Source organism: Paenibacillus sp. FSL W8-0919, assembly GCF_038003785.1.
Taxonomy (GTDB): Bacteria; Bacillota; Bacilli; order Paenibacillales; family Paenibacillaceae; genus Paenibacillus_AQ; species Paenibacillus_AQ lactis.
On sequence record NZ_JBBOPV010000001.1, the window covers coordinates 2,144,908 to 2,170,619 of the forward strand.

General features: G+C 54.3%; 20 protein-coding genes and 1 riboswitch. Of the genes, 15 read left to right on the plus strand and 5 right to left on the minus strand.

What is annotated here, in order from left to right:
• Positions 1-190: 190 nt before the first annotated feature.
• From NST44_RS09320 to NST44_RS09340, 5 genes are all read left to right on the plus strand, one after another.
• The gene (locus NST44_RS09320; protein WP_213617227.1) at positions 191-1,354 is read left to right on the plus strand and encodes a PEP-utilizing enzyme, TIM barrel domain protein; all 1,164 of its coding nucleotides are present in this window, start codon (positions 191-193) and stop codon (positions 1,352-1,354) included.
• A 362-nt stretch (positions 1,355-1,716) separates the two neighbouring features.
• The gene (locus NST44_RS09325) at positions 1,717-3,756 is read left to right on the plus strand and encodes a heavy metal translocating P-type ATPase (RefSeq protein ID WP_213617225.1); all 2,040 of its coding nucleotides are present in this window, start codon (positions 1,717-1,719) and stop codon (positions 3,754-3,756) included.
• Between the two features lie 145 nt (positions 3,757-3,901).
• On the plus strand, positions 3,902-5,008 hold the full coding sequence (locus NST44_RS09330) for a leucine-rich repeat domain-containing protein (RefSeq protein ID WP_213617223.1): 1,107 nt from the start codon (positions 3,902-3,904) through the stop codon (positions 5,006-5,008).
• Positions 5,009-5,141: 133 nt separating this feature from the next.
• Positions 5,142-6,083, plus strand: coding sequence for a thioredoxin-disulfide reductase (gene trxB, locus NST44_RS09335; RefSeq protein WP_028405756.1), 942 nt, complete (start codon positions 5,142-5,144; stop codon positions 6,081-6,083).
• A 54-nt stretch (positions 6,084-6,137) separates the two neighbouring features.
• Entirely contained in the window at positions 6,138-6,374 is a 237-nt protein-coding gene (locus NST44_RS09340; protein WP_007131704.1) for a glutaredoxin family protein, read from the plus strand.
• A 117-nt stretch (positions 6,375-6,491) separates the two neighbouring features.
• On the opposite strand, the gene NST44_RS09345 is transcribed toward NST44_RS09340, so the two are convergent.
• Positions 6,492-6,695, minus strand: a complete 204-nt coding sequence (locus tag NST44_RS09345) for a hypothetical protein (RefSeq protein WP_007131703.1) — start codon at positions 6,693-6,695, stop codon at positions 6,492-6,494.
• Positions 6,696-6,843: 148 nt separating this feature from the next.
• The gene (locus NST44_RS09350; RefSeq protein ID WP_213617159.1) at positions 6,844-8,016 is read right to left on the minus strand and encodes an ROK family protein; all 1,173 of its coding nucleotides are present in this window, start codon (positions 8,014-8,016) and stop codon (positions 6,844-6,846) included.
• Positions 8,017-8,303: 287 nt separating this feature from the next.
• Between NST44_RS09350 and xylA the strand changes: the two genes are divergently transcribed.
• From xylA to NST44_RS09375, 5 genes are all read left to right on the plus strand, one after another.
• A complete protein-coding gene (xylA, locus tag NST44_RS09355) occupies positions 8,304-9,620 on the plus strand; it encodes a xylose isomerase (protein WP_028405759.1) in 1,317 nt (438 codons plus the stop codon).
• Positions 9,621-9,788: 168 nt separating this feature from the next.
• Positions 9,789-11,285, plus strand: coding sequence for a xylulokinase (gene xylB, locus NST44_RS09360; protein WP_213617157.1), 1,497 nt, complete (start codon positions 9,789-9,791; stop codon positions 11,283-11,285).
• A gap of 169 nt (positions 11,286-11,454) precedes the next feature.
• Positions 11,455-12,084 (plus strand): bifunctional 4-hydroxy-2-oxoglutarate aldolase/2-dehydro-3-deoxy-phosphogluconate aldolase, encoded by a 630-nt coding sequence (locus NST44_RS09365; protein ID WP_007131699.1) that lies wholly within the window; start codon positions 11,455-11,457, stop codon positions 12,082-12,084.
• 339 nt (positions 12,085-12,423) lie between these two features.
• Positions 12,424-14,766 (plus strand): YcdB/YcdC domain-containing protein, encoded by a 2,343-nt coding sequence (locus tag NST44_RS09370; protein ID WP_213617155.1) that lies wholly within the window; start codon positions 12,424-12,426, stop codon positions 14,764-14,766.
• Between the two features lie 106 nt (positions 14,767-14,872).
• Entirely contained in the window at positions 14,873-16,015 is a 1,143-nt protein-coding gene (locus NST44_RS09375) for a transglutaminase domain-containing protein (protein WP_007131697.1), read from the plus strand.
• Between the two features lie 199 nt (positions 16,016-16,214).
• On the opposite strand, the gene NST44_RS09380 is transcribed toward NST44_RS09375, so the two are convergent.
• Entirely contained in the window at positions 16,215-17,606 is a 1,392-nt protein-coding gene (locus tag NST44_RS09380) for an amino acid permease (RefSeq protein ID WP_244869307.1), read from the minus strand.
• 175 nt (positions 17,607-17,781) lie between these two features.
• Positions 17,782-17,974: riboswitch (Lysine riboswitch) on the minus strand.
• 159 nt (positions 17,975-18,133) lie between these two features.
• Positions 18,134-19,264, minus strand: coding sequence for a virulence factor (locus NST44_RS09385; RefSeq protein WP_144870051.1), 1,131 nt, complete (start codon positions 19,262-19,264; stop codon positions 18,134-18,136).
• A 486-nt stretch (positions 19,265-19,750) separates the two neighbouring features.
• Between NST44_RS09385 and NST44_RS09390 the strand changes: the two genes are divergently transcribed.
• The 5 genes from NST44_RS09390 to NST44_RS09405 all read left to right on the plus strand — a co-directional run bounded on the left by NST44_RS09390 (position 19,751) and on the right by NST44_RS09405 (position 25,226).
• Positions 19,751-21,103, plus strand: coding sequence for a cytochrome ubiquinol oxidase subunit I (locus tag NST44_RS09390; protein WP_007131693.1), 1,353 nt, complete (start codon positions 19,751-19,753; stop codon positions 21,101-21,103).
• Positions 21,100-22,137 (plus strand): cytochrome d ubiquinol oxidase subunit II, encoded by a 1,038-nt coding sequence (locus tag NST44_RS09395; RefSeq protein WP_007131692.1) that lies wholly within the window; start codon positions 21,100-21,102, stop codon positions 22,135-22,137. Before NST44_RS09390 ends, NST44_RS09395 begins: the two co-directional genes overlap by 4 nt.
• Before the next feature lie 4 nt (positions 22,138-22,141).
• Positions 22,142-22,243 carry a cytochrome bd oxidase small subunit CydS gene (cydS, locus tag NST44_RS31030; RefSeq protein ID WP_007131691.1) on the plus strand — a complete coding sequence of 34 codons (102 nt, stop codon included), beginning with the start codon at positions 22,142-22,144 and terminating at the stop codon, positions 22,241-22,243.
• 137 nt (positions 22,244-22,380) lie between these two features.
• Entirely contained in the window at positions 22,381-23,409 is a 1,029-nt protein-coding gene (locus NST44_RS09400) for an MBL fold metallo-hydrolase (RefSeq protein WP_007131690.1), read from the plus strand.
• 185 nt (positions 23,410-23,594) lie between these two features.
• Positions 23,595-25,226, plus strand: a complete 1,632-nt coding sequence (locus NST44_RS09405; RefSeq protein ID WP_007131689.1) for an ABC-F family ATP-binding cassette domain-containing protein — start codon at positions 23,595-23,597, stop codon at positions 25,224-25,226.
• Positions 25,227-25,350: 124 nt separating this feature from the next.
• On the opposite strand, the gene NST44_RS09410 is transcribed toward NST44_RS09405, so the two are convergent.
• Positions 25,351-25,539: a hypothetical protein gene (locus tag NST44_RS09410; RefSeq protein ID WP_007131688.1), complete on the minus strand. Its 189-nt coding sequence runs from the start codon at positions 25,537-25,539 to the stop codon at positions 25,351-25,353.
• Positions 25,540-25,712 lie beyond the last annotated feature (173 nt).

Sequence of the window (25,712 nt, forward strand, 5' to 3'; positions counted from 1 at the left end):
CAGATGTGGCCCATAAAGCACCGTGCCATGGAACATGGTTTCTTGGCGGGCGTGCGCCCCGCTCGTATTATGTACCGAGATTTTTCAGCGGCTTTTATCCCGTGTACTGTATATTTCCAAATGTTTCATAATACGCTGTAAGGTAGGCGGCAACATCCAATACATGGCGAAAGGGAGTAGAACGATAACCATGACGGAAAGGCAATGGGGAACCGGCAGCGAATGGGGAGAGCGTTTAAATGGGGAAGCCGTGAATGCCGTGGACTTTGCGGCCGGCGATTCCTCTCCCGAGACGGATCTGCTGAAGCATTTTGCGATGGCGGGCGGTATAACGCATGAGGAGGTATTGTTGCTGTTGGCGGCCCCGGAGGACATCGACGAAGCGCTTCGGGTTTCGGGAATTCGGCACAGCGGAACCATCAGCCCCTCCTTGCATCGGCTGCTCGGATGGAGTGACAGGAACCGGAGGCTTAAAGTCATGAGCCGCACCGCCGTCCCTGAGAGGATAGAGCGCGATATTCGCCAAGGAGCCCAGGGCATCGGACTGATCCGGGGCGAGGAAGCTCTCCAGCATGGACTGCTGCAGGAAGTGTATACGGCCTGGCTGAAGTCGCGGGGAGAGAAGTCTTCCATGCTGAGACGGAGGCTGATTATGCTGTGGACGGCGTACTGGGTCTCGGTATTCCAGGCAGCGAAGGGGGCTCGATGTGCGGTAAGCCTGCTGGAAGACCCGGCGCTGTCCCATGCGATGGAGGAGCGGGAAGCGCAGGACGCCCAACTGGAGTCGATGTTCCGGGCGTTGGAGCAATGCGGGGAACAGGACATGGAGTGCCAGCTGGAGCTTCTGGCCGTTCAGCCTGAGCACGCCGATGAATTTATGGACATCCATCATTTTATCGAGGAGGTTGCGGAGCAGACGCTAATGGACCAAAAGCGTTTCGTACGCATCCGGTACGGAGCCCTGCTGGACGAGCGAACAAATCCGGCTGCGGCAGCGGAAATCGCGCGGATGGCGGATGTGATCGTCCTGGATATGGAGGGCACCGAAAGTGGGGGAGATCCGGGATTGACCGAGGATGCGGCGAGGGGCTTTGCCGATATCATCGAGCGGATTCGGCGCATCAAGCCGCAGTTAACGTTAAGGATGAACGGGGCGGGAACCGGCGACCTGAAGATGGTTTACCGCCATGGAATCCATGAGGTGAGCTGCAGTTCTACGGATCTTGCCGCCGTGCGGATTTTGGGGGCACGGCTGGAGCTGCGCAGAAGATGCTCCTCATCCCAAACCACCCAAACCACCCAAACCACCCAAGCAACTCAAGCAACCCAAGCAACTCAAGTTTCTCAAGGATAAACCGGAATGAGAGCGCTTCACACTTAGACTAACATTAGATGTAACCGACAGCGAGGATCGGACTTATTTACGGATTGAACGATAACGAGTAAGCCTTTTGCAAGGGACATTCCCGCAGAAGGCTTTTTTTATTGAAGTTTGCCTGTTTAATTTTTTATGATCATCCGGCAAAAACTGGTTTACAAACGGGACATTCGTGAGTATGATATAAGTATAAAGTTGGTTTAGGGAAAATAAATTGTATAAGATCAAAAATGATTTTCATTCTCATTTAGCATGCTGCTTCGGCTTAGCCGGGGCAGCATGTGCCATTTTTAGGGCATTAATAATGGGTCTCATTCTCAACTAGGAAGGTGATTGTAATGGAACTGATGCAAAGTCAAACAGCTGCAAGCATATCTTCAATCGAACATGGAGCTGATCCGCGCGAGCCGCGTCAGCCTGGAAAATGGGATATCCGGAGCCTGCTCTCTAATCCGGAGGTGCTGGCTGCGCTGGGCAGCGGGGTTCTCATGCTGGCGGCTTGGATGGCCGGCCAATGGTCGGAACCGTTGTCCGTTGCGCTGTATGTGATCTCATACGCCATTGGCGGCTGGGTCAAGGCGAAGGAAGGCGTGCAGACGCTGCTTAAGGAGCGCGATCTGGATGTGAATCTGCTCATGATTGCCGCCGCCATGGGTGCCGCCTCGATCGGTTACTGGAACGAAGGGGCGATGCTGATTTTTATTTTCGCGTTAAGCGGAGCGCTGGAAAGCTACACGACCGAAAGAAGCCGCAAGGACATCTCTTCCTTAATGGAGCTGCAGCCGGAAACGGCGCTTCGTATCGAGAACGGGAACATGGTCTCGGTATCGATCGCCAAGCTTGAGATCGGCGATTTGATTCTGGTTAAGCCGGGAGAACTGATTCCGGCGGACGGGAAGGTGTATCGCGGAGGCTCGTCCGTGAATCAGTCGTCCATCACCGGCGAATCGGTTCCGGTCGATAAAGCCGTAGGAGACGAAGTATTTGCAGGAACGCTTAACGGAGAAGGCGTCTTATACATCGAGGTTACAAAGTCGGCGGACGCGACGCTGTTCGCCAAAATCATCCGCCTGGTTGAGGAAGCGGAAAGCGAAGTGCCGGCATCACAGCGGTTCATCAAGCGGTTCGAGGCGATTTACGCCCGGGTCGTCGTCGTCGTGACGATCGCTCTGATTGCTTTATCTTCACCGCTGTTCGGCTGGGATTTCAGCACAGCCTTTTATAAAGCGATGGTGTTTCTTGTCGTTGCTTCCCCTTGCGCCCTGGTATCCTCGATTATGCCGGCGATGCTGTCGGCGATTTCCAACCGGGCCCGCAAAGGCGTGCTGTTTAAGGGCGGTGCGCATATTGAGAATATGGCGCGTACAGCGGTCGTTGCTTTTGACAAGACAGGAACGCTGACGCTTGGAACGCCGAAGGTAACGGATTTCATTGCGGGTGAAGGCTGGGACGATCGTGAACTGCTTGCCATCAGCGCATCGGTTGAAAAGATGTCGAAGCATCCGCTCGCCATAGCGGTTGTAAGAGCTGCGGAGGAATCCGGAGTGCCTCTGAAGCAGGTAGAGAACAGCCAATCTTTAACGGGATGGGGCATGCAGGGCGAACTGGAGGGCGACATCTGGAAAATCGGCAAGAGCGATGTGCTGGATGCCGTAACCGATGAAGCAGAGCTTTCCTTATCTCATCAAGCTATTAAAGATCAGAACGACCATCCGTCACAGACCGAACGCCCGAACGGGAAGGCCGGATGGATTGCGCAGCGTCAACGCCTGGAATCCGAGGGCAAGACCGTGTCCGTTATTATGAGAAATGACGAAATTGTCGGCATGATCGCTTTACAGGATGCGGTGAGACCGGAGGCTGCTCTTGCCGTTAAGCGGCTGCAGTCGATGGGGATTCGCGTGGCGATGCTGACCGGAGACCGGAAGGCTACTGCACAGGTTATCGCCGAGCAAACCGGCGTCGATATGGTCTTCTCCGACCTGCTGCCGGAAGATAAGGTCAACCATATCAAAGAGCTGCGTGAGCGCCATGGGCATGTTGTCATGGTCGGCGATGGCGTTAACGATGCGCCTGCGCTGGCAACGGCCACGGTCGGCATCGGGATGGGCGTTTCGGGAAGCGGAACGGCGCTGGAAGTCGCGGATGCGGTATTGATGAACGATAATATCGATGAAATCGCAGGTACCGTGAAGGTAGCCCGCCGGGTTCAGCGGATCGTGAAGCAAAATATGGTGTTTGCGATTGCGGTCATCCTTACCTTGATTACGGCGAATTTCCTGGAAGGCGTGGCGCTCCCGCTCGGCGTAATCGGACACGAAGGCAGTACGATTCTCGTCATCCTGAACGGATTAAGGCTTCTTCGCTCGGGAAACTGACCGCTTAGGGAAAGAGATTCAAATGATGATGCCAGCATAACGGATCCCCTTTCTTTTCGATATTCGAGAAGGAAGGGGATTTTTCATATAATGAAGCAGAGAGCAGACGTTTGTAGCGAATCTCGATAAGGAAAGGCGGAGGAGAATGGCGGCATTCTACGATTCGCCCAGGGGCGAAGCTTATGAGTGGCTGATCGATTTTGCGACGGAGCGTGCGGATATGTTCATGGTGGCAAGGAGGGGCTACCTTCAATGCATTGACGGCGAAGATCGATTCATGCTGGCTGGTGAGGGCAATCCGGAATGGATGGAAGGGGCAGGGCGGATTTTTGCACTGCTTGAGCCTTATCTCGTTGAGGAGTACACGATAACGAGCGAAGAGCATGAACTAAGGTTTGAGAGGGATATAACGCCGGGGAGGGGAATCGAATATAGCCCAGGGTCATTTTATATGTACCGGTGCTGCAAAGAATCTGCGGCTGTGTTGAAGGAGGCTGCAACGGCATTATATGATTGGCAGCATCCCCGGTTGCCAGAGGATTTGACGTTTGTGGACCATGAGGGCCGGGAGCTCTTGTATCAAGTTGCTCATGAACGTATGGGCGGTCTTCAGGTTGAGGAAGACGAAGCCAGAAGGCTTGCGCAAGAGGTACCCGGCTTGTTTTTGTGCCTGCCGGAGCATCGGGAGTTTGAAGCGTTTTGGGAAGCAGTTCTGTTTCACCAGCCGCGCAGATTGGAGATATTCGGATTTGGCATTACGGAAATACCTGGGTCCATTCGTCAGCTGACGGACCTGCGGGAGTTGATGGTTCACGAAAGCTATGTGACCCGCCTGCCCGAGGGAATGTTCGAGCTAAGGAGACTGGAATCGTTAACCGTGTATACAGCGAATTTGCTGGAAATCCCGGCGGGGATCGGCAAGCTGAGTTCACTTCGACATTTGACCATCGCATGTGGAAGCTACCATGACTCGGTCGACGTTATTTTGCCTAGGCAGGATGTATCGTTAAACCGCATTCCTCCCGAGATCGGGCAGCTGTCACGGCTGGAGAACCTTTGTATTAATTATACGGCGATCACGGACGTGCCTGTTGAGCTGCGAGAGCTTAAGAAGCTGCGGTGGCTGAGCCTGGGCCGAAACCGTTTGGCGAGTGCCCCGGCTGTTATTGGTGAACTACCGCAATTGGAGTATGTCGACCTCGACGATAATCTGTACAATCCACGGTCGATGGATTGGAACTCATCGCTGTAATTTTTCAAAGGTTTCACAATAATTTCATCCTGGTTGCAGCATGGTCTATTGACATGCGGTCAATATAGAATCATAATAAATATTAATTTATAATGATTATAATTAAGCGTTACATATACAGGAGGGAAACGACATGTATAAATCCGTTATTATAGGTACCGGCCCCGCTGGCCTGACTGCTGCAATCTATTTGGCTCGCGCGAATCTGAGCCCGCTCGTGATCGAGGGGCCACAGCCTGGCGGCCAGCTGACGACAACGACTGAAGTCGAGAACTTCCCGGGCTTCCCTCAAGGAATTATGGGTCCCGAGCTGATGGACAATATGCGCCAGCAGGCTGAACGTTTTGGCGCTGAATTTCGTACGGGCTGGGTCAACAGCGTAGAGTTCGGCGAGCGTCCGTTCAAGCTGAACGTTGAAGGCTTGGGCGAAGTCGTAACGGAGACGCTGATCATCTCCACGGGCGCAACGGCCAAGTATCTTGGCATTCCGGGCGAGCAGGACAATGTAGGCCGTGGCGTAAGCACCTGCGCAACATGCGACGGCTTCTTTTTCCGCGGCAAGGAAATCGTCGTGGTTGGCGGCGGCGACTCCGCATTGGAGGAAGCAAACTTCCTGACACGCTTTGCTTCCAAGGTAACGCTGGTGCACCGCCGCGATGAGCTGCGTGCGTCCAAAATCATGCAGGACCGCGCACGTGCAAACGAGAAGATCGAATGGGCGCTGAACCGCACGCCGCAAGAAATCATTGCGGACGAACAAGGCGTGAAAGGCATTAAAGTGGTGAACAACGAAACGGGCGAGGAAGAGATGATCGAAGCAAGCGGCGTATTCGTGGCCATCGGGCATCATCCGAATACAGGCTTCCTCGGCGGAAGCATTACGACGGATCCGAACGGCTACATCGTGACGACGCCGGGTACGTCCGAGACGAATATTCCAGGCGTCTTCGCATGCGGCGACGTGCAGGATACCCGTTACAGACAAGCGATTACGGCTGCAGGCAGCGGCTGCATGGCGGCAATGGATGCCGAGAAGTACATCGAGAGCTTGGAACATAACGCGGTCGTATTGTAAACTGATAGATAGAAGAAGCAACGAAAATCATAGCATAGAGGAGCTGGATGAACCATGGAAAACGTCATTGTCTACACATCGAATAACTGCCCGCACTGCAAGCAGGTCAAAGGCTTCTTGTCCGAGCAGGGCATCGAATTCGAAGAGCGCAATATCGAGCAAAACGAAGAATATGCCCAGCAAGTATGGGATATGGGCGTACGCGCTGTACCATTGACCATTATCGGCGAGCACCGCATTCTCGGCATGAACAAGCTTCAGTTCAACAAAGCTTTGAACCCGGAAGGCTAAGCTTAAGCTGCATGAACCTGTGATCGTCTATACGAAGAAAGGCTCTTTCCCGCGAAACGGGGAAGAGCCTTTTTCATGTTGGATGACCGGACGCGCCGGTCTGAGAAATCCTGCCCATCATTTGTCGAAGAACAGACTCATGATCAATTGAAACACAATGTACACGCCTACGCCGGAGCCCATGAGGGTGAAGCCGGCTTTTTTCTTGCCCTGAAACAGCCTCATAATGCCAAGGCTGAACAGCGGGGCAATCACAAGGAGAAACAGCAGCACGGTAATAAACATTTGCGGGGAAATATCCTCGGTGCTTACATAGGTCATTAGAGCGTTTCCTCTCCCTTTGCTATAACATCACACGCGTTTCATACCGAAACGGTGGTTGAACATGACAGAACAAGATTAATTATAGCGGAAAACGAAAGATTTTGCCTTAATCCGCCACAAGGGAAATATGGCAAAATCTAGTCATTTACGTAGCTGGAACCGAAACTCTGACCGGTCCGAGGAATTGCGAAATGGCGGAATAAGCAGCGCCGATCATCGTTGAACGGCTGCCGAGCTCCGCAAAGCGGATTTCCATCAGCTCTTTGTGATATGGCAGCGTACGCTCGGCAACGACCTGCTTCAGCGTGTCCCCGATCCAGGCCCTTGCATCCGACAGCGGTCCCCCGATGATGACCGACTGCGGATTGAACCCGTTCACCAGATTCGTGATGCCGATCCCCAAATAGCGCCCCAGCTCTTGAAAATGGCGGATGGTCTCCGCATGGCCTTCCTCGGCATGGCGGATCAATGCCGAGGTTCGCCTTGCCGGAAGCCGATCGCCCTTATCGTCATATGATTTCTCCGAAGCATACAGCTCCCAGCAGCCCCGGTTGCCGCATGAGCACGCTTTGCCATCGGCCTCGATCGACATATGCCCGCTCTCCCCGGCATACCCGCGGGCACCCTTGTACAGCTCGCCGTTAATGATGATGCCCGAGCCGATCCCGCTCCCGGCGCTGATATACAGAAGGTGGCGGGCATCCTGTCCCGCCCCGAACCTCAGCTCGCCTTGGGCGCCCGCATTGGCCTCATTGTCAATGGTCACGGGAAGACCGAGCTCCTCCTCCAGCCGCTGCTGCAAGGGCACCATATCCCAACCCAGGTTGGGGGCAAAGAGGACGGTGCCGTTGCCGTCCACCATGCCCGGCACGCCGACACCGATCCCGATGATGCCGTACGGCGATGGAGGAGCCTGCTGCATGAGCTCCTTAATCATTGCAATCATGCGCTGCGTAACAGATTCAACATCATGCTCCGCAAGCGAGTCGTCTGCCTCGGCGGCGATGTTGCCTTCAAGGTCCGTCAGCACGCCCGTCATTTGGTTGACGCGCAGCTCAACGCCGACCGCGTAGCCGGCTTGGCCGTTAAAGAGGAGCAGCTGCGGCTTTCGGCCGCCGCTGGATTCTCCGGGGCCGATTTCCTGAAGCAGATGATGGGTCGCCAGCTCCTGAACGAGGTTAGAGACGGTGGCTTTATTCAGCCCCGTCAGCTCGGAAATCTTGGCACGGGACACGGGAGCATGCCGGCGTATCGTTTCGAGAATGATCGAGCGGTTTATTTTCTTGACCAGAGCCTGGTCACCGGTAATTTTGGTCATAGATATATTCATCCTTTTAGCTTGCTGACTGAGACTAGATATGCTCATAGTCTAGGCGTAAAGGAGGGAAAATGCAACAGGTCGAGGAGGAGCAGGGGGACCAAGGGCCTTGTTGAACGGATGTGCCTTGGAAGGGCAGCCACATGGCGAGAAGGACAAGTGTGCCAACGCGGGCAAACCGGTTGCAAATTACTTTGTTTAACCAATAGACAAAGTCCGCCCAACTGTGTTAGGATATCCCTGTAAGCGTTAACCACACCTTATCAAGGTATAGGAGGACTCAATCAATGGCTTATTTTAATAACATCGGCAAAGTAGAGTATGAAGGAAGCAAATCGACCAATCCTTATGCTTTTAAATTTTATAATCCGACCGAAGTGGTAGCCGGCAAAACGATGGAAGAGCATTTGCGTTTCGCCATGGCTTACTGGCATACATTAACCGCTGGCGGCTCCGATCCGTTCGGCGCAGATACCGCCGTTCGCCCTTGGGGTCAATACTCCGGCATGGACCTTGCGAAAGCCCGCGTAGAAGCCGGCTTCGAGTTCATGGAGAAATTGAATCTGCCGTACTTCTGCTTCCACGACGTGGACATCGCTCCTGAAGGCAGCAGCCTCCGCGAGTTCTACAGCAACATCGACACGATTGTCGATTCTATTGAAGAGCACATGAAATCTACCGGCAAGAAGCTGCTGTGGAACACGGCGAACATGTTCACGAACCCGCGCTTCATGCATGGCGCAGGCACGACCTGCAATGCGGACGTATATGCCCATGCCGCCGCACAGATCAAGAAGGGCCTTGAAGTGGGCAAGCGTCTCGGCGCTGAGAACTACGTGTTCTGGGGCGGCCGCGAAGGCTACGAAACCCTGCTGAATACCGACATGGCGCTTGAGCTGGATAATCTGGCCCGCCTGTTCCATATGGCTGTCGATTATGCGAAGGAAATCGGCTTTGACGCCCAGTTCCTGATCGAGCCGAAGCCGAAGGAGCCGACGAAGCATCAATACGACTTCGATGCTGCAACGACGATTGCGTTCCTGCAGAAATACGGCCTCGATAAGCACTTCAAGCTGAATCTTGAAGCTAACCACGCTACACTGGCTGGACACACGTTCGAGCATGAGCTTCGGGTAGCGCGCATCAACGGCATGCTCGGCTCCCTCGATGCGAACCAGGGCGATATGCTGATCGGATGGGATACGGATGAATTCCCGGTAAACATCTACGATGCTACCCTGACCTTGTACGAAGTGCTGATGAACGGCGGCCTTGGCCGCGGCGGCGTGAACTTCGACGCGAAGGTTCGCCGTCCGTCCTTCGAGCCGGAAGATCTGTTCCTGGCCCATATCGCTGGTATGGACACCTATGCCAAAGGCCTGAAAGTGGCAGCGAAGCTGATCGAAGACCGCGTATTCGAGGACTTCATCGAGAAGCGCTACAGCAGCTTTAAGGAAGGCATCGGGGCAGACGTTGTGGCAGGCAAGGCGACATTGGCTTCCTTGGCCGAATACGCCCTGAACAATGATTCCCCTCGTAAAAATGAATCCGGACGCCAAGAAATGCTTAAAGCGATCCTGAACCAGTACATTCTTGCGAACTAATTCATCGAACAGCTGATATTGCTGTACCATGAAATTCAAACCTTCACCGGCTCCCCCCAAGGAAGCCGGTGTACTTATTTCACAAACTTGGAACGTTTGGAGCCATTCCATTCCGAGATATCAGTTTCACAGGATTGATGTTCAAAATGAACCGTTAGGAGGATGCAGATGAGTTACGTGATCGGAGTTGATTTGGGCACCAGTGCGGTGAAGACGGTGCTGGTAGACCGCAGCGGCAATGTTGTCGCCGAGCATTCGGAGTCGTATCCGCTGAGCCAGCCGAAGCCCGGCTACAGCGAGCAGCGTCCCGAGGATTGGGTAGACAAGACCCTGCTGTCCCTGCGTCTCTTGCTTGAAGAATCGAAGATATCCGCTTCGGACGTGGAGGGACTTAGCTTTTCCGGGCAGATGCACGGACTGGTGCTGGTAGACGGCAAGGGGACCGTGCTGCGTCCGGCCATCCTGTGGAACGATACCCGTACGACGGCACAGTGCCGCCGCATTGAAGATACGCTTCAGGAGAAGCTGCTCGGCATCGCCCGCAACCGCGCGTTGGAAGGGTTTACGCTGCCAAAGATATTATGGGTGCAGGAGAACGAACCCGAGCTGCTGAAGCAAGCGGCCCTGTTCCTGCTGCCGAAGGATTATGTGCGCTATCGGTTGACCGGGGAGTACGCGATGGATTATTCCGATGCGGCGGGAACGCTGCTGCTGGATGTAGCAGCAAAATCGTGGAGCACCGACATTCTCGATGCCTTCGAGCTTCCTCATTCCATTTGTCCTCCGCTCGTCGAGTCGTTTGATCTGTGCGGGACGCTGCTGCCGGAGATTGCACGGGAGTCCGGCCTGCTGCCGGAGACGAAGGTATTCGCAGGCGGCGCCGACAACGCCTGCGGCGCGATCGGAGCCGGCATTCTGGCCGAAGGACAGACGATGTGCAGCATCGGCACGTCCGGCGTGGTCCTCTCCTACGAGGAGCGAAGAGAGGTGGATTTCGAAGGCAAGGTCCACTTTTTCAATCACAGCGAGAAAGACGCGTACTACATTATGGGGGTCACCCTGGCTGCTGGATACAGCCTGACCTGGTTCAAAGATACGTTTGCGCCGGACGTCTCCTTCGACGAGCTGTTAAGCGGAATCGGCGACATTCCGGCCGGCAGCGGCGGCCTGCTGTTCACGCCGTACATCGTCGGCGAGCGCACGCCGCATCCGGATGCGGATATCCGCGGCAGCTTCATCGGCATGGATGCAGGGCATAAGCTTCCGCATTTTGCGCGTTCGGTGCTGGAAGGGATCACGTTCTCGCTTCGTGAATCGATCGATATTTTGCGGGCATCGGGGAAGCGGATCGACCGCGTCATTTCCATCGGCGGCGGAGCGAAGAACGAGGACTGGCTGCAAATGCAGGCCGATGTGTTCAATGCCGAAATCGTGAAGCTGGAGAGCGAGCAGGGGCCTGCAATGGGCGCGGCCATGCTAGCGGCATACGGCGCCGGCTGGTTCCCGAGCCTGCAGGCATGTGCGGAGGAGTTTTTGCGCGAAGCCCGTACTTATAAGCCGAATCCGGATACCGCGCAGCAGTATGAGAAGCTGTTTGGGCTGTATCAGACGGTATATGGCGCTACTCGGGAGCTGGGCAAAGGATTGGCCGAGTTTCGCGGGTAAATTGAACGAATTGTAAGGAAACAGGTCGGGGGAAGGATCCCCTGGCCTGTTTTTTTTATTTGAGGCATTCGTTCCCGTCAAATGTGAACCATTCGTTGCATTTGCATTGCTGCCTAACGGGGTTTATGATGGCCCGAGAGGTGTATATAAGAAAGGGGAGGCATAAACGATGCAGCTTACTGATATATTGAAGCGTGACAAGCTGGTGGCAATTGTAAGGGGAATTACGAAGGAGCAGGCGCGAACCATCGGTGAAGGGCTGACCCGGGGCGGCGTTCGGCTCATGGAAGTGACCATGAACACGGAGGGGGCCTTGGATATGATCTCCGATTGGCGCAGCCGTTACGACGGTACCGCGTATGTCGGCGCCGGTACAGTGCTGGATGTGGACATGGCGAAGGAGGCCGTCTCTGCCGGAGCGCAGTTTCTCATTTCGCCGAATACGGATCTGGCGGTGATCGAGTATGCGCTGGAGCGGGGCATTGATATATGGCCGGGGGCGATGACGCCGACGGAAATCGTGGCCGCCTATTCGGCGGGTGCGGAAATCATCAAGCTGTTTCCGATGGCCAGCCTCGGGCTTGCTTATCTGAAGGAGCTGCAGGGGCCGCTGAGCCATATTCCGCTGCTTGCAACCGGAGGGGTCACGTTGGATAATCTTGAGGACTATTTTGCGGCTGGGGCGGCAGCGGTAGGTCTCGGAAGCGCTCTGATTCCGAAGGATGCGCTGCTGACCCAGAATGTCGAGACCGTGGCGGAGCGGGCACAAGCCTTTGTTGACAGGCTGAAGCAGGTCTAGTGGAAGAGGAGTTCGAGAGATGGGCAGATTACAATGTGCTTATCGTTTTCCCTGAGGCTTCCCTCGATCCATAGGACAAGCGAACGCGAGCCTGATATCTATGCATCTGATATATGATGAGGAGCGTTAAATTTCAGGATGATGGCATTCCTCATTTTATAGGTAACAGTTCTGGCATCTTTTTGTAGCTTCCTACATAAGGAATATATAGACAAGTTATGGTATTATTTAGATAGCTTGGTAATATGGCGTTTCAGCGGAGTGCTTATCCTACATAGAACCTGCAGCCGATGCTGAGAAGCGATGGTAAATTCCAAGACATGGGGAGGAGCGAATAAAGTGAAATCGAATTCAACCGGAAAGAGGAAGGCACACGTTAAAAAGACCGTGGCGGCTGTCACGGCAATGTTATGCATGGCTCAGCCGGCCTGGGCGGCATCGGCTACAAACAGCAGCGCGCCTGCTGCTGAATCCGTTACGGTAAACAGCAGTGACGGCAGCATCAGCGTGACCGACAACGAAATTCCGAAAGGCGCCAAAATTTCGTCCAAGAAAGCGGAAGAAATTATCCGGAATGCGTTTCCGATCCTTAAGAATGTCAAAGTCACAAACGCTCAATTTTCGGAAACGGATAATTTTGGAGGCAACACGCTTTCGTGGGACTTGCAATTATCGATTACGAGAGGGTACTCGAGTATTGGATTCAGTGCACAGGTCAATGCCGTTACCGGGGAGATCATGAATGTGCATATTCCGAACGGGTTGAGAGACGACACCGACAAGCCCGTATTGACACGAGAAGCCGCCAAGGAGAAGGCGCTGCAGTGGATCAAAACGCACACCTCCGACGTCAAAGTGGAGGACCTGAAGGAAAATAACGGCTATTTGGGAATGCAAGCTGCCTTGTTCACGCCGCCGGTATTCGCTTTTTATTTCCAATCGACCGTGAACGGCATCGAATCCGACCTGAACAGCATCAATATTTCCTTGGACGGACAGGGCAATGTCACCAGCTATAACCGCAGCTACAGCAATCAGAAATATCCTTCGGCGACGCCTAGGCTAGACGCGAACGCGATCCGCAAGCTCTACGAGGAGCAGTTCTCGGTCGACTTGGCCTACGTGCCGGAAAATAGGGATAATAGCAATGGGAAGAGCAAATATTTTCTGGGGTACATACCGAACGAGCAGGCGGGATCGTACCTGGATGCGGATTCGGGCAAGCCGATCGGCTACATGGGGATTGAAACCGAAATTATCCCGGTAGAGGATGGACGCATCCCGGCGGCGAATGAGACCTTCAAGCCGCGTCAGGGCACATTCTCCGGAGGAAATGATGCCGCTGAGTGGGTGAAGTCCCTCATCCCGGTTCCGTCCGGCATGAAGCTGGAGGCGAAGTCGCTGGGCAACCGGTGGAATAACCCCGAGGTGCGTACATGGAATATCCGATGGATGGAAGAGAAGGGTGCTCCTTACGGAGCGGGGGAAATGGTTTCGGCCGAGGTTGATGCCAAGACCGGGCAATTATATTCCTACATGAGATACCGCTATGATGTCTTTGAAGCAGCGGAAGTGAAGCAGCCGATCTCGCAGCAGGCCGCATTGAACCAGGCATATGAGGTGGTATCGAAGCTGGTGCCGAACGCGTCTGAAGAGTGGAGGCTGACCATGGCGGAGGGGCCGTCCAAAGGGAGCAAGAGAGGCTCTTATCAATTCAACTTCCAGCGTTATGTCGGCGATATTCGGATTATGGGCGATTCGATCAGCCTCGCCATTGATCTGAACGGCCAAATACAGAACTTTAGTCTGAATGCGGCTGCCAACCTGTCCGAGCTGAAGGCGGATGCCAAGCCGGCCGTGACGCCGGAGCAGGCCAAAGCGAAGTATTTGGGCGAAATCGAGCTTAACCTGAAGTATGCCTATTACGGCGGCTACCGGACGATTGCCGGTGAAATGGAAGAGCCGACCATCAAGCTGGTCTATTATCCATCGCATAAGCAGCAGAAGGAATATTACGGCGGGATCCATCTGCCGTTGGATGCAGCAACCGGAAATTGGCGGAATTTTGTAACGGAAATCGGAACAAAGGACGTTCCGGCCGTGACGGACATTGAAGGCCATGCGTCGGAACAGGCGCTGCAAGAGCTGGTGAAGTTCCGGGTGCTGGAGCCGGACAAGGACGGTAAAGTATATCCGGATCGCCAGATAACGCTCGGGGAATGGTACCAGCTGGTCGCGGCTTCCGTCAACCCGTCGTATAAGGATATGTACAATAGCACCGTCGACCCTTATGCCGGGCTGCAGCCGGACCATCCGTATTATCCGGCCATTCAAGTCATGGTAGGGCAAAACTGGTTGTCCTACGATCCTGAAGGCACGCTGCCGCTGGATCGCAAGCTGACCCGGGATGAGCTGGCAGGCTCGCTGACCCGCATTCTTAACTACGAGAAGCTGTCAAAAGTATTCAGCCTTCCTACCGATGTGCTGGGCGTATCGGACGCGCAGGCGATCACCAATAAAGGAGCAGCCCTGATCTCCATGAAGCTGGGTCTGCTGCCGGCTGTTGACGGCAAGTTCCTGCCTCAGCGCGAGGTGACCCGAGCAGAAGCGGCTGAAGTGCTGGTTGCGCTCTCGAAGCTATCGGGCCGCAGCGATTCCTTCATGTCGACGTATTATTGGTAAGCTTCGGTATTCGTGCTTGATCGACATAAATATAATCCTTAAACACTGAGAAAATATGGTACAATGGAGGTGTTTAGGGATTAGGTAGATGAAGGGCGGTATACCGATGAAACGAGGCCGATCAACGATAGCCAAATTATTGCTCGCAGGGAGTTTAGCCGTAACCGTGGCAGCTGTCCCCGAGCCGGCTAATCTTATAGATGTGTATGCTACTTCGAACAAACCGGTCATCAAGTCGGTCGGTGCTATCCAGGAGGAGCTGCTGGCGGCTATGAACGACAGACAGTCCACCGTGCGGTTTGCTTATCAAGGGGAAACCAAGTCGCTGAAGTCCCAGCTGAAGGATGCGCTTGACCAGGCGATGGCCAGCGACCCGTATATCCACTACACCATTGCAAGCTACAGCTATGACTATCATGGAACAGCTAGCGCGGCAAATGTGACGGTCCAGTTAAGCTATCGCGAGACTGCGGAGCAGACCCGATATGTCGATATGCGGTCTGCCGCGATATTGAAGAGCATCATCAAGGCAGGGATGAATGATCATGAGAAGGTGAAGGCCATCCATGATTGGGTGGTCCTGAATTTGAAATATGACACGACCCTGACGAAATATACCGCTTACGATGGATTATACACGGGCAGTACGGTATGCCAGGGCTACTCCTTGCTGACCCATAAGCTGCTTAAAGAAGCCGGTATTGAGAATAAGATTGTGGAAGGTACGGCGTATTCCCCGGATAATCCGAAAGGTCAGCTCCATGCGTGGAATCTCGTGCTGCTGGACGGCAAGTGGTACCATATGGACACGACATGGGACGATCCGGTCCCGGACCGCCCAAACGAGGTATCGTACACGTATTATCTTCGGACAGATAAGCAGATGGGCCGGGATCATACTTGGGTGAAGTCCTACCCGAAGGCGGACACTCTCTACCGTGACACCCTGTCGTCGCTGACCCGCAAGGACCGGGCGAAAGCGGCCGTTTATAAAGCGATCAAGCAGGATCTGGAATATCATCTTTATGATGCAAGTGCGATCGTCAGATCCTATAAACAGCTGCAGCCTCTCGTGAAGGACGCCCAGGCTGCGAAGAGCCGTAAGCTGGTGTTCCGATATGACGGCAGCGAAAACGAGCTTGTTCAGACGCTCCAGCAATTACAGCTGAAGAACAATCTGGGCTCTATCAAATATTATCACAGCGCATTCGAGGATACGGATGATTTGAGAGTGCAGATCGCCTGGTAGCATGGAAGTGGGTGCTCAATACAAGCGAGTCAAACCAAATGTAAGCCAATAATGAAGAAAGGGCGGTCCCCCGTAGATTTTATTCTACGGGGGACCGCCCCTTTGTATGCCGTCGTGACATTAGATATGCTCTTTTCCCTTATGGGCAGAACAATGACAGATTCAAAATCGCAAAAGGTATATACTTCTTCGCACTGCCTTATTTGGAATCGGTGCTTAAGTCGCATTCCTGCAGCGGCACGATACGGCTCTTCTTAAAGAGCTTGTAGCCAAACCAGATGGCCAGGAAGAGCGGGATGCTTACATAGGTGGCAATGATGGTCAGCCAGTCGATTTCTCCGCTGAAATTCCCTTGGCCGATAATGGCAACAAGACAGAGCAGGAAGGCGAAGAGCGGTCCGAACGGGAACCAGCGTGCCCGGAACGGCAGCTCCTTCAGATCATGTCCTTGCGCGATATACGCCTTGCGGAACCGGTAATGGCTGACGGCAATCGCGAGCCAGTTAATGAAGCCGCACATTCCCGAGGCGTTCAGAAGCCACACATACACAACGCCATCCCCGAAGAAGGAGGCCAGGAAAGCGAGCATTCCGACTGCGGTCGTCACGATCAGGGCCGCCACGGGAACGCCGCGGCTGTTCAGCCGGCTGAGCCACTTCGGTGCCATGCCCTGCTTCGCCATGGAATAGAGAACGCGGGTGGAGGCGTACATGCCCGAGTTGCCGGCCGACAGGACGGAGCTGAGAATGACGGCATTCATGACGGAAGCGGAGAAGGCAAGTCCGGCGCGTTCGAACACGAGCGTGAATGGACTGACCCCGATGTTATCGACGCCGGATTGAAGCAGACTCGGATGCGTATACGGAATCAGCATGCCGATAACGAAAATCGCGAAAATGTAGAAGATCAGAATGCGCCAAAACACTTGGCGGATGGCCTTCGGCACATGCTTTCTCGGATTTTCGCTTTCGCCAGCGGCAACCCCGATCAGCTCGGTTCCCTGGAAGGAGAAGCCGGCTGCCATAAATACGCCTACCAACGCGAAGAAGCCGCCGTGCACAGGACCGCCGTCCATCGTAAAGTTCGAGAAGCCGACGGCTTTTCCGCCAAGGATGCCGGCGATCATCAGGATGCCGATAATCAGGAAGATGATGACGGTCGCAACCTTAATGATGGCAAACCAATATTCCGATTCGCCGTACCCTTTGCTCGACAGATAGTTCAGGCCGAACATGATGGCCAGAAACAGAAGGCTCCACAGGAAGGACGGGCTGTCCGGGAACCAGAATTTGATAATCACGGTAGCCGCCGCAAGTTCAGCGGCAATGGTAACCGCCCAGTTGTACCAGAAGTTCCAGCCGACGGCAAAGCCGAAGGCGGGACTGACGAACCGGGAGGCGTAAGTGCTAAACGAGCCGGCATCCGGCAAATACGTGGCCAGCTCGCCCAAGCTGGTCATCAGGAAGTATACCATCAGGCCGACGGCGGCATAAGCAATGAGTGCCCCGCCAGGGCCGGCGGAGGATATAGCCGTTCCGCTTGCCAGAAACAGGCCGGTGCCGATGGATCCGCCCAGGGCGATCATCGTCATATGACGGGCCTTGAAGCTTGGCTTCAGGGAGGCTGCTGGTGCTTTTCTAGAACTCAAGATCAAACACTCCTTCTATATAGTAAAAGATACGACTACAAGTCATTTTACCCCGAATAAAAAGAATAGACCCCAGGTCCTGTACCTGCGGTCTATGTGTAATCCGCATCAAACCCTCCATGAAGATAGCGCAACACGGGCGATTGCGTCATGCAATTCCCGTGACAGTTCCGTCCCTTTCGGCAACGACCCCAGCACAGAATACAAGAGTATATCCTGCACTTCGGCAGCCATGCCTTTCATCTGCGCTTCCCCGGCTCCTCTTCGCCTCGACGCGATTACTGATCATGTCTGCAACCTCTACCTCATCTTGGATTGATGAGGCTATCCTTCTATTCAGTTCTAACAAGAGATTCCTAGTATAAATCACATCGCGTGTGAGAATCAATGGTTAATTTTGTCGCCTGGAGTGTTGATCCGATTTCGTCCCGGCCATCCGCTTTAGGGGGCATGGACGGCATGACGCCCGCTTACGAGCGGGTACGCTTAGCCATTTGTTGCCACACCGTGCCGGCCGCTTCCTCGCCGGATTCGATCCGCTCCAGAGCCATGCGAGCCTGCAGGCTGACCTCGAATTCAGGGTCGTTCGCCGCCTCTTCAAGCGCCGAGCGCGCTTCTTCGGTTCCGACCTCATAGAGGAAGCGGGCGGCGCGCCAGCGTACGATCTTGCTGGTATCCTTCAGCGATTCGATCATAACCGGCGTAGCGGCAGCATCGCCGATATCGGACAGCGTATCGCCGGCTGTCCGGCGTACGGCCGGTGCGTCGTCACGCATCGCCTCGTACAGCAGCTCCATCGCTTCAGGCGTGCGAATGTCCCCGAGATAAACGACGACAAGCCGGCGGATTTGCATCTTCGGATCCTGCAGCGCTTTGCGGAGCAGAGGGATATGCTTCTCGCTCGGTTCCAGCACCTCGAGTGCCGCATAGCGGACGCGCCAGTCATCATCCGAAAGGGCGGTCTCGATTTCTTCATCGCTCAGCTTGCGCCGCTGCTCCACGAATTCCTCGTCGTTGGCGCCGTGGGCGATCGCCTGCGCCACGACGCGATCCAGGCGCTCCTGCGGAAACGCCGCTTCCAGCTCCTGCTCGACCTCGCGCGCGATATCGGCAAGCTCGCCGTAGCGGACGCCGTATTCCTTCAGCTTGCGCTCTTTAATGAGGGTAGCGGTCGCAACCTCGGTCACCGCTTTGGTGAACCGGTCGGACAAGGCGATTCTCTCCTCCTTGGCGCCGCTCTTTACGCGGATCTGCATCGGAATGCCGCGGAAATACTGCACGAACACCTGGGCTTCGCCGAAGGCGGCCTCTTGTTCGCCTTCATTCAGTCCTGCTGCCAGACCCTCCTGGCCGAATATCTCCTGAACGGCGCCCAGGATGGAAGGCCAGTCCGCATTGCCTTTGCGATCGAGCGCGATGAAGTCCGCTGTATGGAACACGCTTTTCACACCAGGGATGTGCAGCAGCTGGCGGATCCAGGATGGAGCAGATCTTTCGTTTTCAACCGTATATGTTTTGCGTATGCCCGGCTCCAGCGTTTCGTCCAAGTGAAGCTTCATGGAGTTCGGGCTCGGGGTCGGTTCGATGAATGTAATCTTCATAGTTCAAGTATCGCCTCCTTATGCTCCTATTGTACCTCAGTTCCCCGCGGGAAAAAACATCGCATCCCGGCCTGGCCACCGGCAAGAGCGAATTTTTGGATAAAAAGAGGAAAGGTTTGTCAAACTATCCTTGAGCAGGACTGATTGACCTGAAGGCGACTAGCCTGACAGGATACCTAATTCTGTGCTTCTTACGGAGGACTTACATAGAAGCTTATATAGAAGATTTAGAAGAGCGATTCCAAAGTGGAGGGAGAAGACCGGGCATGTACCGTAAGCAGGAGAGAACGCTGGCCCTGGTGTGCTGGATCGTTGCCGCGATTATGCTGTACGGCGCCGTGAAAGGGTATCTGCGTTTCATCCATTTTTTCGGCTGATGCGAAGGAGAGGATGCGTGTTAGGCGGTTGCTAAACCGGAGCGATCCCGGATAACTCCGAGACGCCTGAGCAACCCGAGCAGCTATTAATATGAAGGAGTGAGCCTTAATGTCTTCACTGGATCCGGTATTAATGAGCCGGATATTGACCGGTTTGACCCTGTTTGTTCATATCGTGTTGGCGACGATCGGGGTGGGCATCCCGATTATGCTGGCACTGGCCGAATGGAGGGGGATCCGGACGGGAGATGACCATTATACGCTGCTGGCGAGGCGGTGGGCGCGGGGATATGTCATTACGGTTGCGGTAGGGGTCGTGACAGGGACGGCGATCGGACTGCAGCTGAGCCTGCTGTGGCCGACCTTTATGCGCGTAGCCGGGAAGGCCATTGCACTACCGCTGTTTATGGAGACCTTCGCTTTTTTCGTGGAGGCGATCTTTCTGGGCATTTATTTGTACACCTGGGACCGGTTCAAAAATAAATCGACGCATTTGCTGCTGCTCATTCCCGTAGCCATCGGCTCATCCGCTTCGGCTTTCTTCATTACCAGCATGAACGCCTTCATGAATCAGCCGCAAGGGTTTGAGCTGGTTGACGGCGTGTTCACGAACGTGAATCCGTTTGTCGCGATGTTCAATCCGGCAACGCCGACGAAGGTGAGCCATGTGCTGGCCTCCGCGTTTACGACGAGCGCAGGCGTGCTGGCAAGCATTGCGGCTTTTAGCCTTCTTAAGGGAAGCACGCATGTATATTTTAAAAAGGCGCTGAAGCTGACCGTCGTCTCCGCCTTCGTATTTGCGGTTGCCACGGTGGCCATCGGGGACTTTTCGGGCAAATTTTTGGCCAAATACCAGCCGGAGAAGCTGGCGGCGGCGGAGTGGCATTTCGAGACGATGACGAGGGCGCCGCTCATTTACGGCGGCATCCTCGATGAGAATCATGAGGTCAAATACGCTTTGAAAATACCGTACGCGCTCAGCATTTTGGCAGGCAACAACCCCGCAACGAAGGTCATCGGGCTGAACGAGTTCCCCGAGGATGAACGGCCGCCGCTCTCGGTCCATTATTACTTTGATCTCAAGGTGACGATCGGGGCGCTTCTCGTGCTGATTCCGCTGTTATATTTGTTTCGCCGCAAGCTTCCGGGCAAAAAGCCTTATCCAAAATGGCTGCTGCTCAGTATAGTGGCATTAGGGCCTTTAGCGATGTCGGCGATTTGGCTGGGGTGGTTTTTGGCGGAGATCGGAAGGCAGCCGTGGATCGTGCGCGGCTACATGAAGGTGGCGGACGCGGCGACAACCTCCACCAGCGTCGGCTGGATGCTGCTCCTGTTTATCGTATTGTATCTTGTGCTGTCGGTGTCTGCGATTCGCGTGCTCAGCCAGCTGTTCCGGAACAAGAGCGCCGAAGAGGAAATCCGGGCGCTGGGACTTGAAATCGAAGGAGAGGACCGCGCATGAGCTATGCAATGGTAGCCATTACGATATTATGGACATTTCTGTTCGGTTATTTGGTCGTTGCTTCGATTGATTTCGGCGCGGGCTTCTTCAGCTTTTACAGCGTGCTCACCGGACATCGGAACAAGATCCACAACATTATTCAGCGGTACTTGTCTCCCGTATGGGAAGTGACCAACGTCTTTCTGATCTTCTTCGTCGTCGGGCTGGTCGGCTTCTTCCCGGACGCGGCCTTCTATTACGGAACGGCGCTGCTCGTGCCCGGCAGTTTGGCGCTTGTCCTGCTTGCCATCCGCGGAGCGTATTACGCGTACCATACGTACGGGAGCCAGACCGAGACCCGGACCAATAAAGTCTATATGGCCCTGTACGGGGCGACAGGACTCCTCATTCCGGCTGCGCTGTCCACGATCCTCGCGATCTCCGAGGGGGGAATCATTGATAAGGATAACGGGAAGGTTGTGCTTCATTGGTACAGCTTCTTTACGAATCCGTACACCTGGTCCGTCATTATTTTGGCGCTGGTGAGCGTGCTGTATATCTCGGCGATGTTTCTGACCTACTATGCCCAGCGGGCAGGGGATGAGGTTGCCTTCGGGATCGTTCGGGGGTATGCGCTGGCATGGAGCGGGCCGACGATTCTCGCATCCTTATTCGCCTTCTTCCAGATCAACCATCAGAATCCGGTGCATTTTCAGAACATGCTGCATATGGCCTGGATGTTTATTGCTTCCTTCTTATGCTTCTGCATCGCCGTTTATCTCGTTTGGAAAAAAATCAAGCTGGGCCTGGCCTTTGTCATGGTGATGCTTCAATTTGCGTTTGCCTGGTATGGATACGGCAGGTCGCATTTGCCGTACATTCTATACGATTATATTCACGTCCATGAGAGCATCACCAACGATACGATGGCAGTCGCGCTCATCACCGCATTTGTGCTGGGGCTGTGCGTGCTGATCCCATCGCTGATCCTGCTGATGCGCCTGTTCCTGTTCGATGCGAATTACATTCGCGGCAAATCCGCGAAGAGAGGGTGAGACGATGGAGGATTTCGGTATCTTTGTTGCCCCGTTTCTGACCGTAGCGGCAGCCGTGGTGTTCCTGGCCGTCTATGTCGTCAAATATAAGGACCCTTCAGATTAATCAGGGGGAGTATTATTCGTGCCGTCGATTTGCTGATTCGCTGCATTTCATTTGCGTTATAAGAAACAACAAAGCGCAAAAGTTGAGCGGATAGGCCGGTACAGGGTACAATACTGGATATGGAAGGAGGAGGCTGCATGCCAAAAGTCCGCTATAACAATATCGATAATGTCAGCACGGACAAAACGTTAAAGCAGTTTAAGCAGTGGCGTGACGAGCGCCGTCAGAAGAAGAAGGACTATTCGTATGTCATTCCGAACCTGACGCCGGATTTGCCGTATTTGCACAGCAACCGGCACGAAACCTCCGTTACATGGGTCGGGCATGCGACCTTTTTCATTCAATATGAAGGTATGAATATCGTTACCGATCCGGTATGGGCGCGGAGAATGGGATTTACAAAAAGGCTCGGTGAGCCCGGAATTCCGATTCAAGACATTCCGCCGGTCGACGTCATTCTGATCTCGCATTCGCATTACGATCATATGCATTTTGCGTCCATTCGGAAATTGTACCGGTCCGAGACAACGATTATCGTCCCGGTCGGACTGCGGCGCAAGATGGTCAGAAAGGGCTTTCGCCGCGTGATCGAGCTGCAATGGTGGGAATCGGCCACGATCGGCAGCGTGAAAATATCGTTTGTCCCGACCCAGCACTGGACGCGGCGCACGCCGTTCGACACCAATACGTCGCATTGGGGAGGCTATGTGCTGGAGCCGGCGCAGCAGGAAGGGCGGACGCAAGACGACGGCGCGGACCAGGACAGCTGCGACGTGGCACAGGGCGGGGAAGGAGCACGCCTGCTCCCGCCGAATCTGTATTTTGCCGGGGACAGCGGCTATTTTCAGGGCTTTAAACTCATTGGCGAACGGTTCAACATCCATATCGCCTTAATGCCGATCGGAGCGTATGAGCCGGAATGGTTCATGACCTCCCAGCATGTCAATCCGGAGGAAGCGCTGCAGGCGTTCCAGGACGTAAAGGCCGAGACGATGATCCCGATGCACTACGGAACCTTCAAGCTGGCCGATGATACGGCCAAGGAGGCGCTCGACCGCATGGAGGCGGAACGCCAGCGCCTTGGGATCGCAAAGGAACGCATCCGGGTATTGAAATACGGAGAGACGTTCAAGATCCAGCCGGAATGCCGGAATGCAGAGTCATAGTTCCCTGTCGATGATGCGGGGGGACGCGTGAATTGAATTGGACCTCTCACTATTCGCTGATTGTCAGAGCGGGTGGTGGGAGTTTTTTGTTTAAACTGTTTTTAATCCGCCGATACGCTTCGATAACTGCCGGACTTATGCTATAATGTGCTGTAACCACAGTGAAAAAGGATGGTAATGCGATAATGATCAGTACAAGCGGCGTAACGCTCCGCTATGGCAAACGAGCACTATTTGAAGATGTAAATATAAAATTCACGGCAGGCAACTGTTATGGCCTGATCGGCGCCAACGGGGCGGGCAAATCGACATTTCTGAAAATTTTGTCCGGCGAGATCGAACCGAACCAAGGCGAGGTTCATATGACCCCGAACGAACGCTTGGCCGTTCTGAAGCAGAACCATTATGAATATGACCAATATCCGGTTCTGGAGACCGTCATTATGGGACATGCGCGTCTGTACCAGATCATGAAGGAGAAGGATGCGCTGTATGCGAAGGCCGATTTTTCGGAAGAAGACGGTATGCGCGCAGGTGAGCTGGAAGGCGAATTCGCCGAATTGAACGGCTGGGACGCCGAGCCGGATGCGGCTGCACTCCTGATCGGTCTCGGCATTCCGCGCGAGCTGCATGACAAGAAGATGGCAGAGCTTTCCGGTAACGAGAAGGTGCGGGTTCTCCTCGCCCAGGCGTTGTTCGGACGTCCGCACAACCTGCTGCTTGACGAGCCTACCAACCACTTGGACCTCGAGTCGATTCAATGGCTGGAGAACTTCCTGATGGATTACGAAGGCACCGTTATCGTCGTATCCCATGACCGTCACTTCCTGAATAAGGTATGTACGCATATTGCGGATATCGATTTCGGCAAAATCCAGCTCTATGTCGGCAACTACGACTTCTGGTACGAGTCCAGCCAGCTGGCGCTCCAGCTGCAGCGTGAATCCAACAAGAAGAAGGAAGAGAAGATCAAGGAGCTTCAAGCCTTTATCCAGCGGTTCTCCGCCAACGCTTCGAAATCGAAGCAGGCGACGTCGCGGAAGAAGCAGCTGGAAAAAATCACGCTGGAGGATATCCGTCCTTCCAACCGGAAATATCCGTTCCTTAACTTCAAGCCGGAGCGCGAAGCAGGCAAGCAGCTGCTGACCGTTGACGGAATCACCAAGAGCGTCGAAGGCGAGAAGGTGCTGGATAATGTCAGCTTCGTGGTGAACAAAGGGGATAAAATCGCATTTGTCGGGCCGAACAGCTTGCCTAAGACGACGCTGTTCCAGGTCATCATGGGCGAGACTGAAGCCGAATCCGGCGAATACAGCTGGGGGGTTACGACAACCCAAGCCTATTTCCCGAAGGACAACTCGGCGTATTTCGACGGCGTGGATCTGAACTTGGTCGAGTGGCTGCGCCAGTATTCCAAAGACCAGGACGAGACATTCCTGCGCGGATTCCTCGGACGCATGCTCTTCTCCGGCGAAGAGGCTTTGAAGAAGGCCAGCGTATTGTCCGGGGGCGAGAAGGTCCGCTGCATGCTTGCCAAGATGATGCTGAACGGCGCGAACGTGCTTGTGTTCGATGAGCCGACGAACCACTTGGATTTGGAATCGATCACGGCCCTCAACAACGGGCTGATTGATTTCGACGGAACGATTCTGTTCACTTCGCATGACCATCAGTTCATTCAGACGATTGCGAACCGGATTATCGAGATTACGCCAAGCGGCATCATCGACCGCGTCATGAGCTATGACGAGTATCTGGAGAGCGAAGAGATCAAAGCTCTTCGTGAACGCATGTATGCTGTAGAAGCTACCTCGTAATAACGCCGCGCCGGGTCCTCCCGGCAAGGGAACGTGAGGTACGATTAAAAAATGCTGCATCTCTTCATGAAAGAGACGCAGCATTTTTTTTCGCGTTTTCGGATAGCAGCGGTGGCAGGCTCTTTTAGGAGCCGCCGGTGCGGCGACGCTGATTGTTTGGTTTTTTGTTATTTTGGCTTTTCAGTTTAGGGGTTTGGCCAGGCTGGAACTGCCCCGGTTTGCCGGCAGCCGAGTTCTGCTGCTTCTTCTGCTCCAGCTTTTGACGGATGGCATCCGCCAAATTGATTTTTCGCGATTCCTGATTCTCGGGCATGGGATCACCCTCTCCTTCGTGGTTTAGCTGTTCTCATTTTATTCGTTTTTAAAACCCCCCGCAAGGGTAACAATAATTAATACTGTTTTTTACGAATGACCCGGGCTCGATGCGGTACATCCGGTGAAGGCGCTTATTAACATCGACGCGACAAGAATAGCCATAGCCGGTGT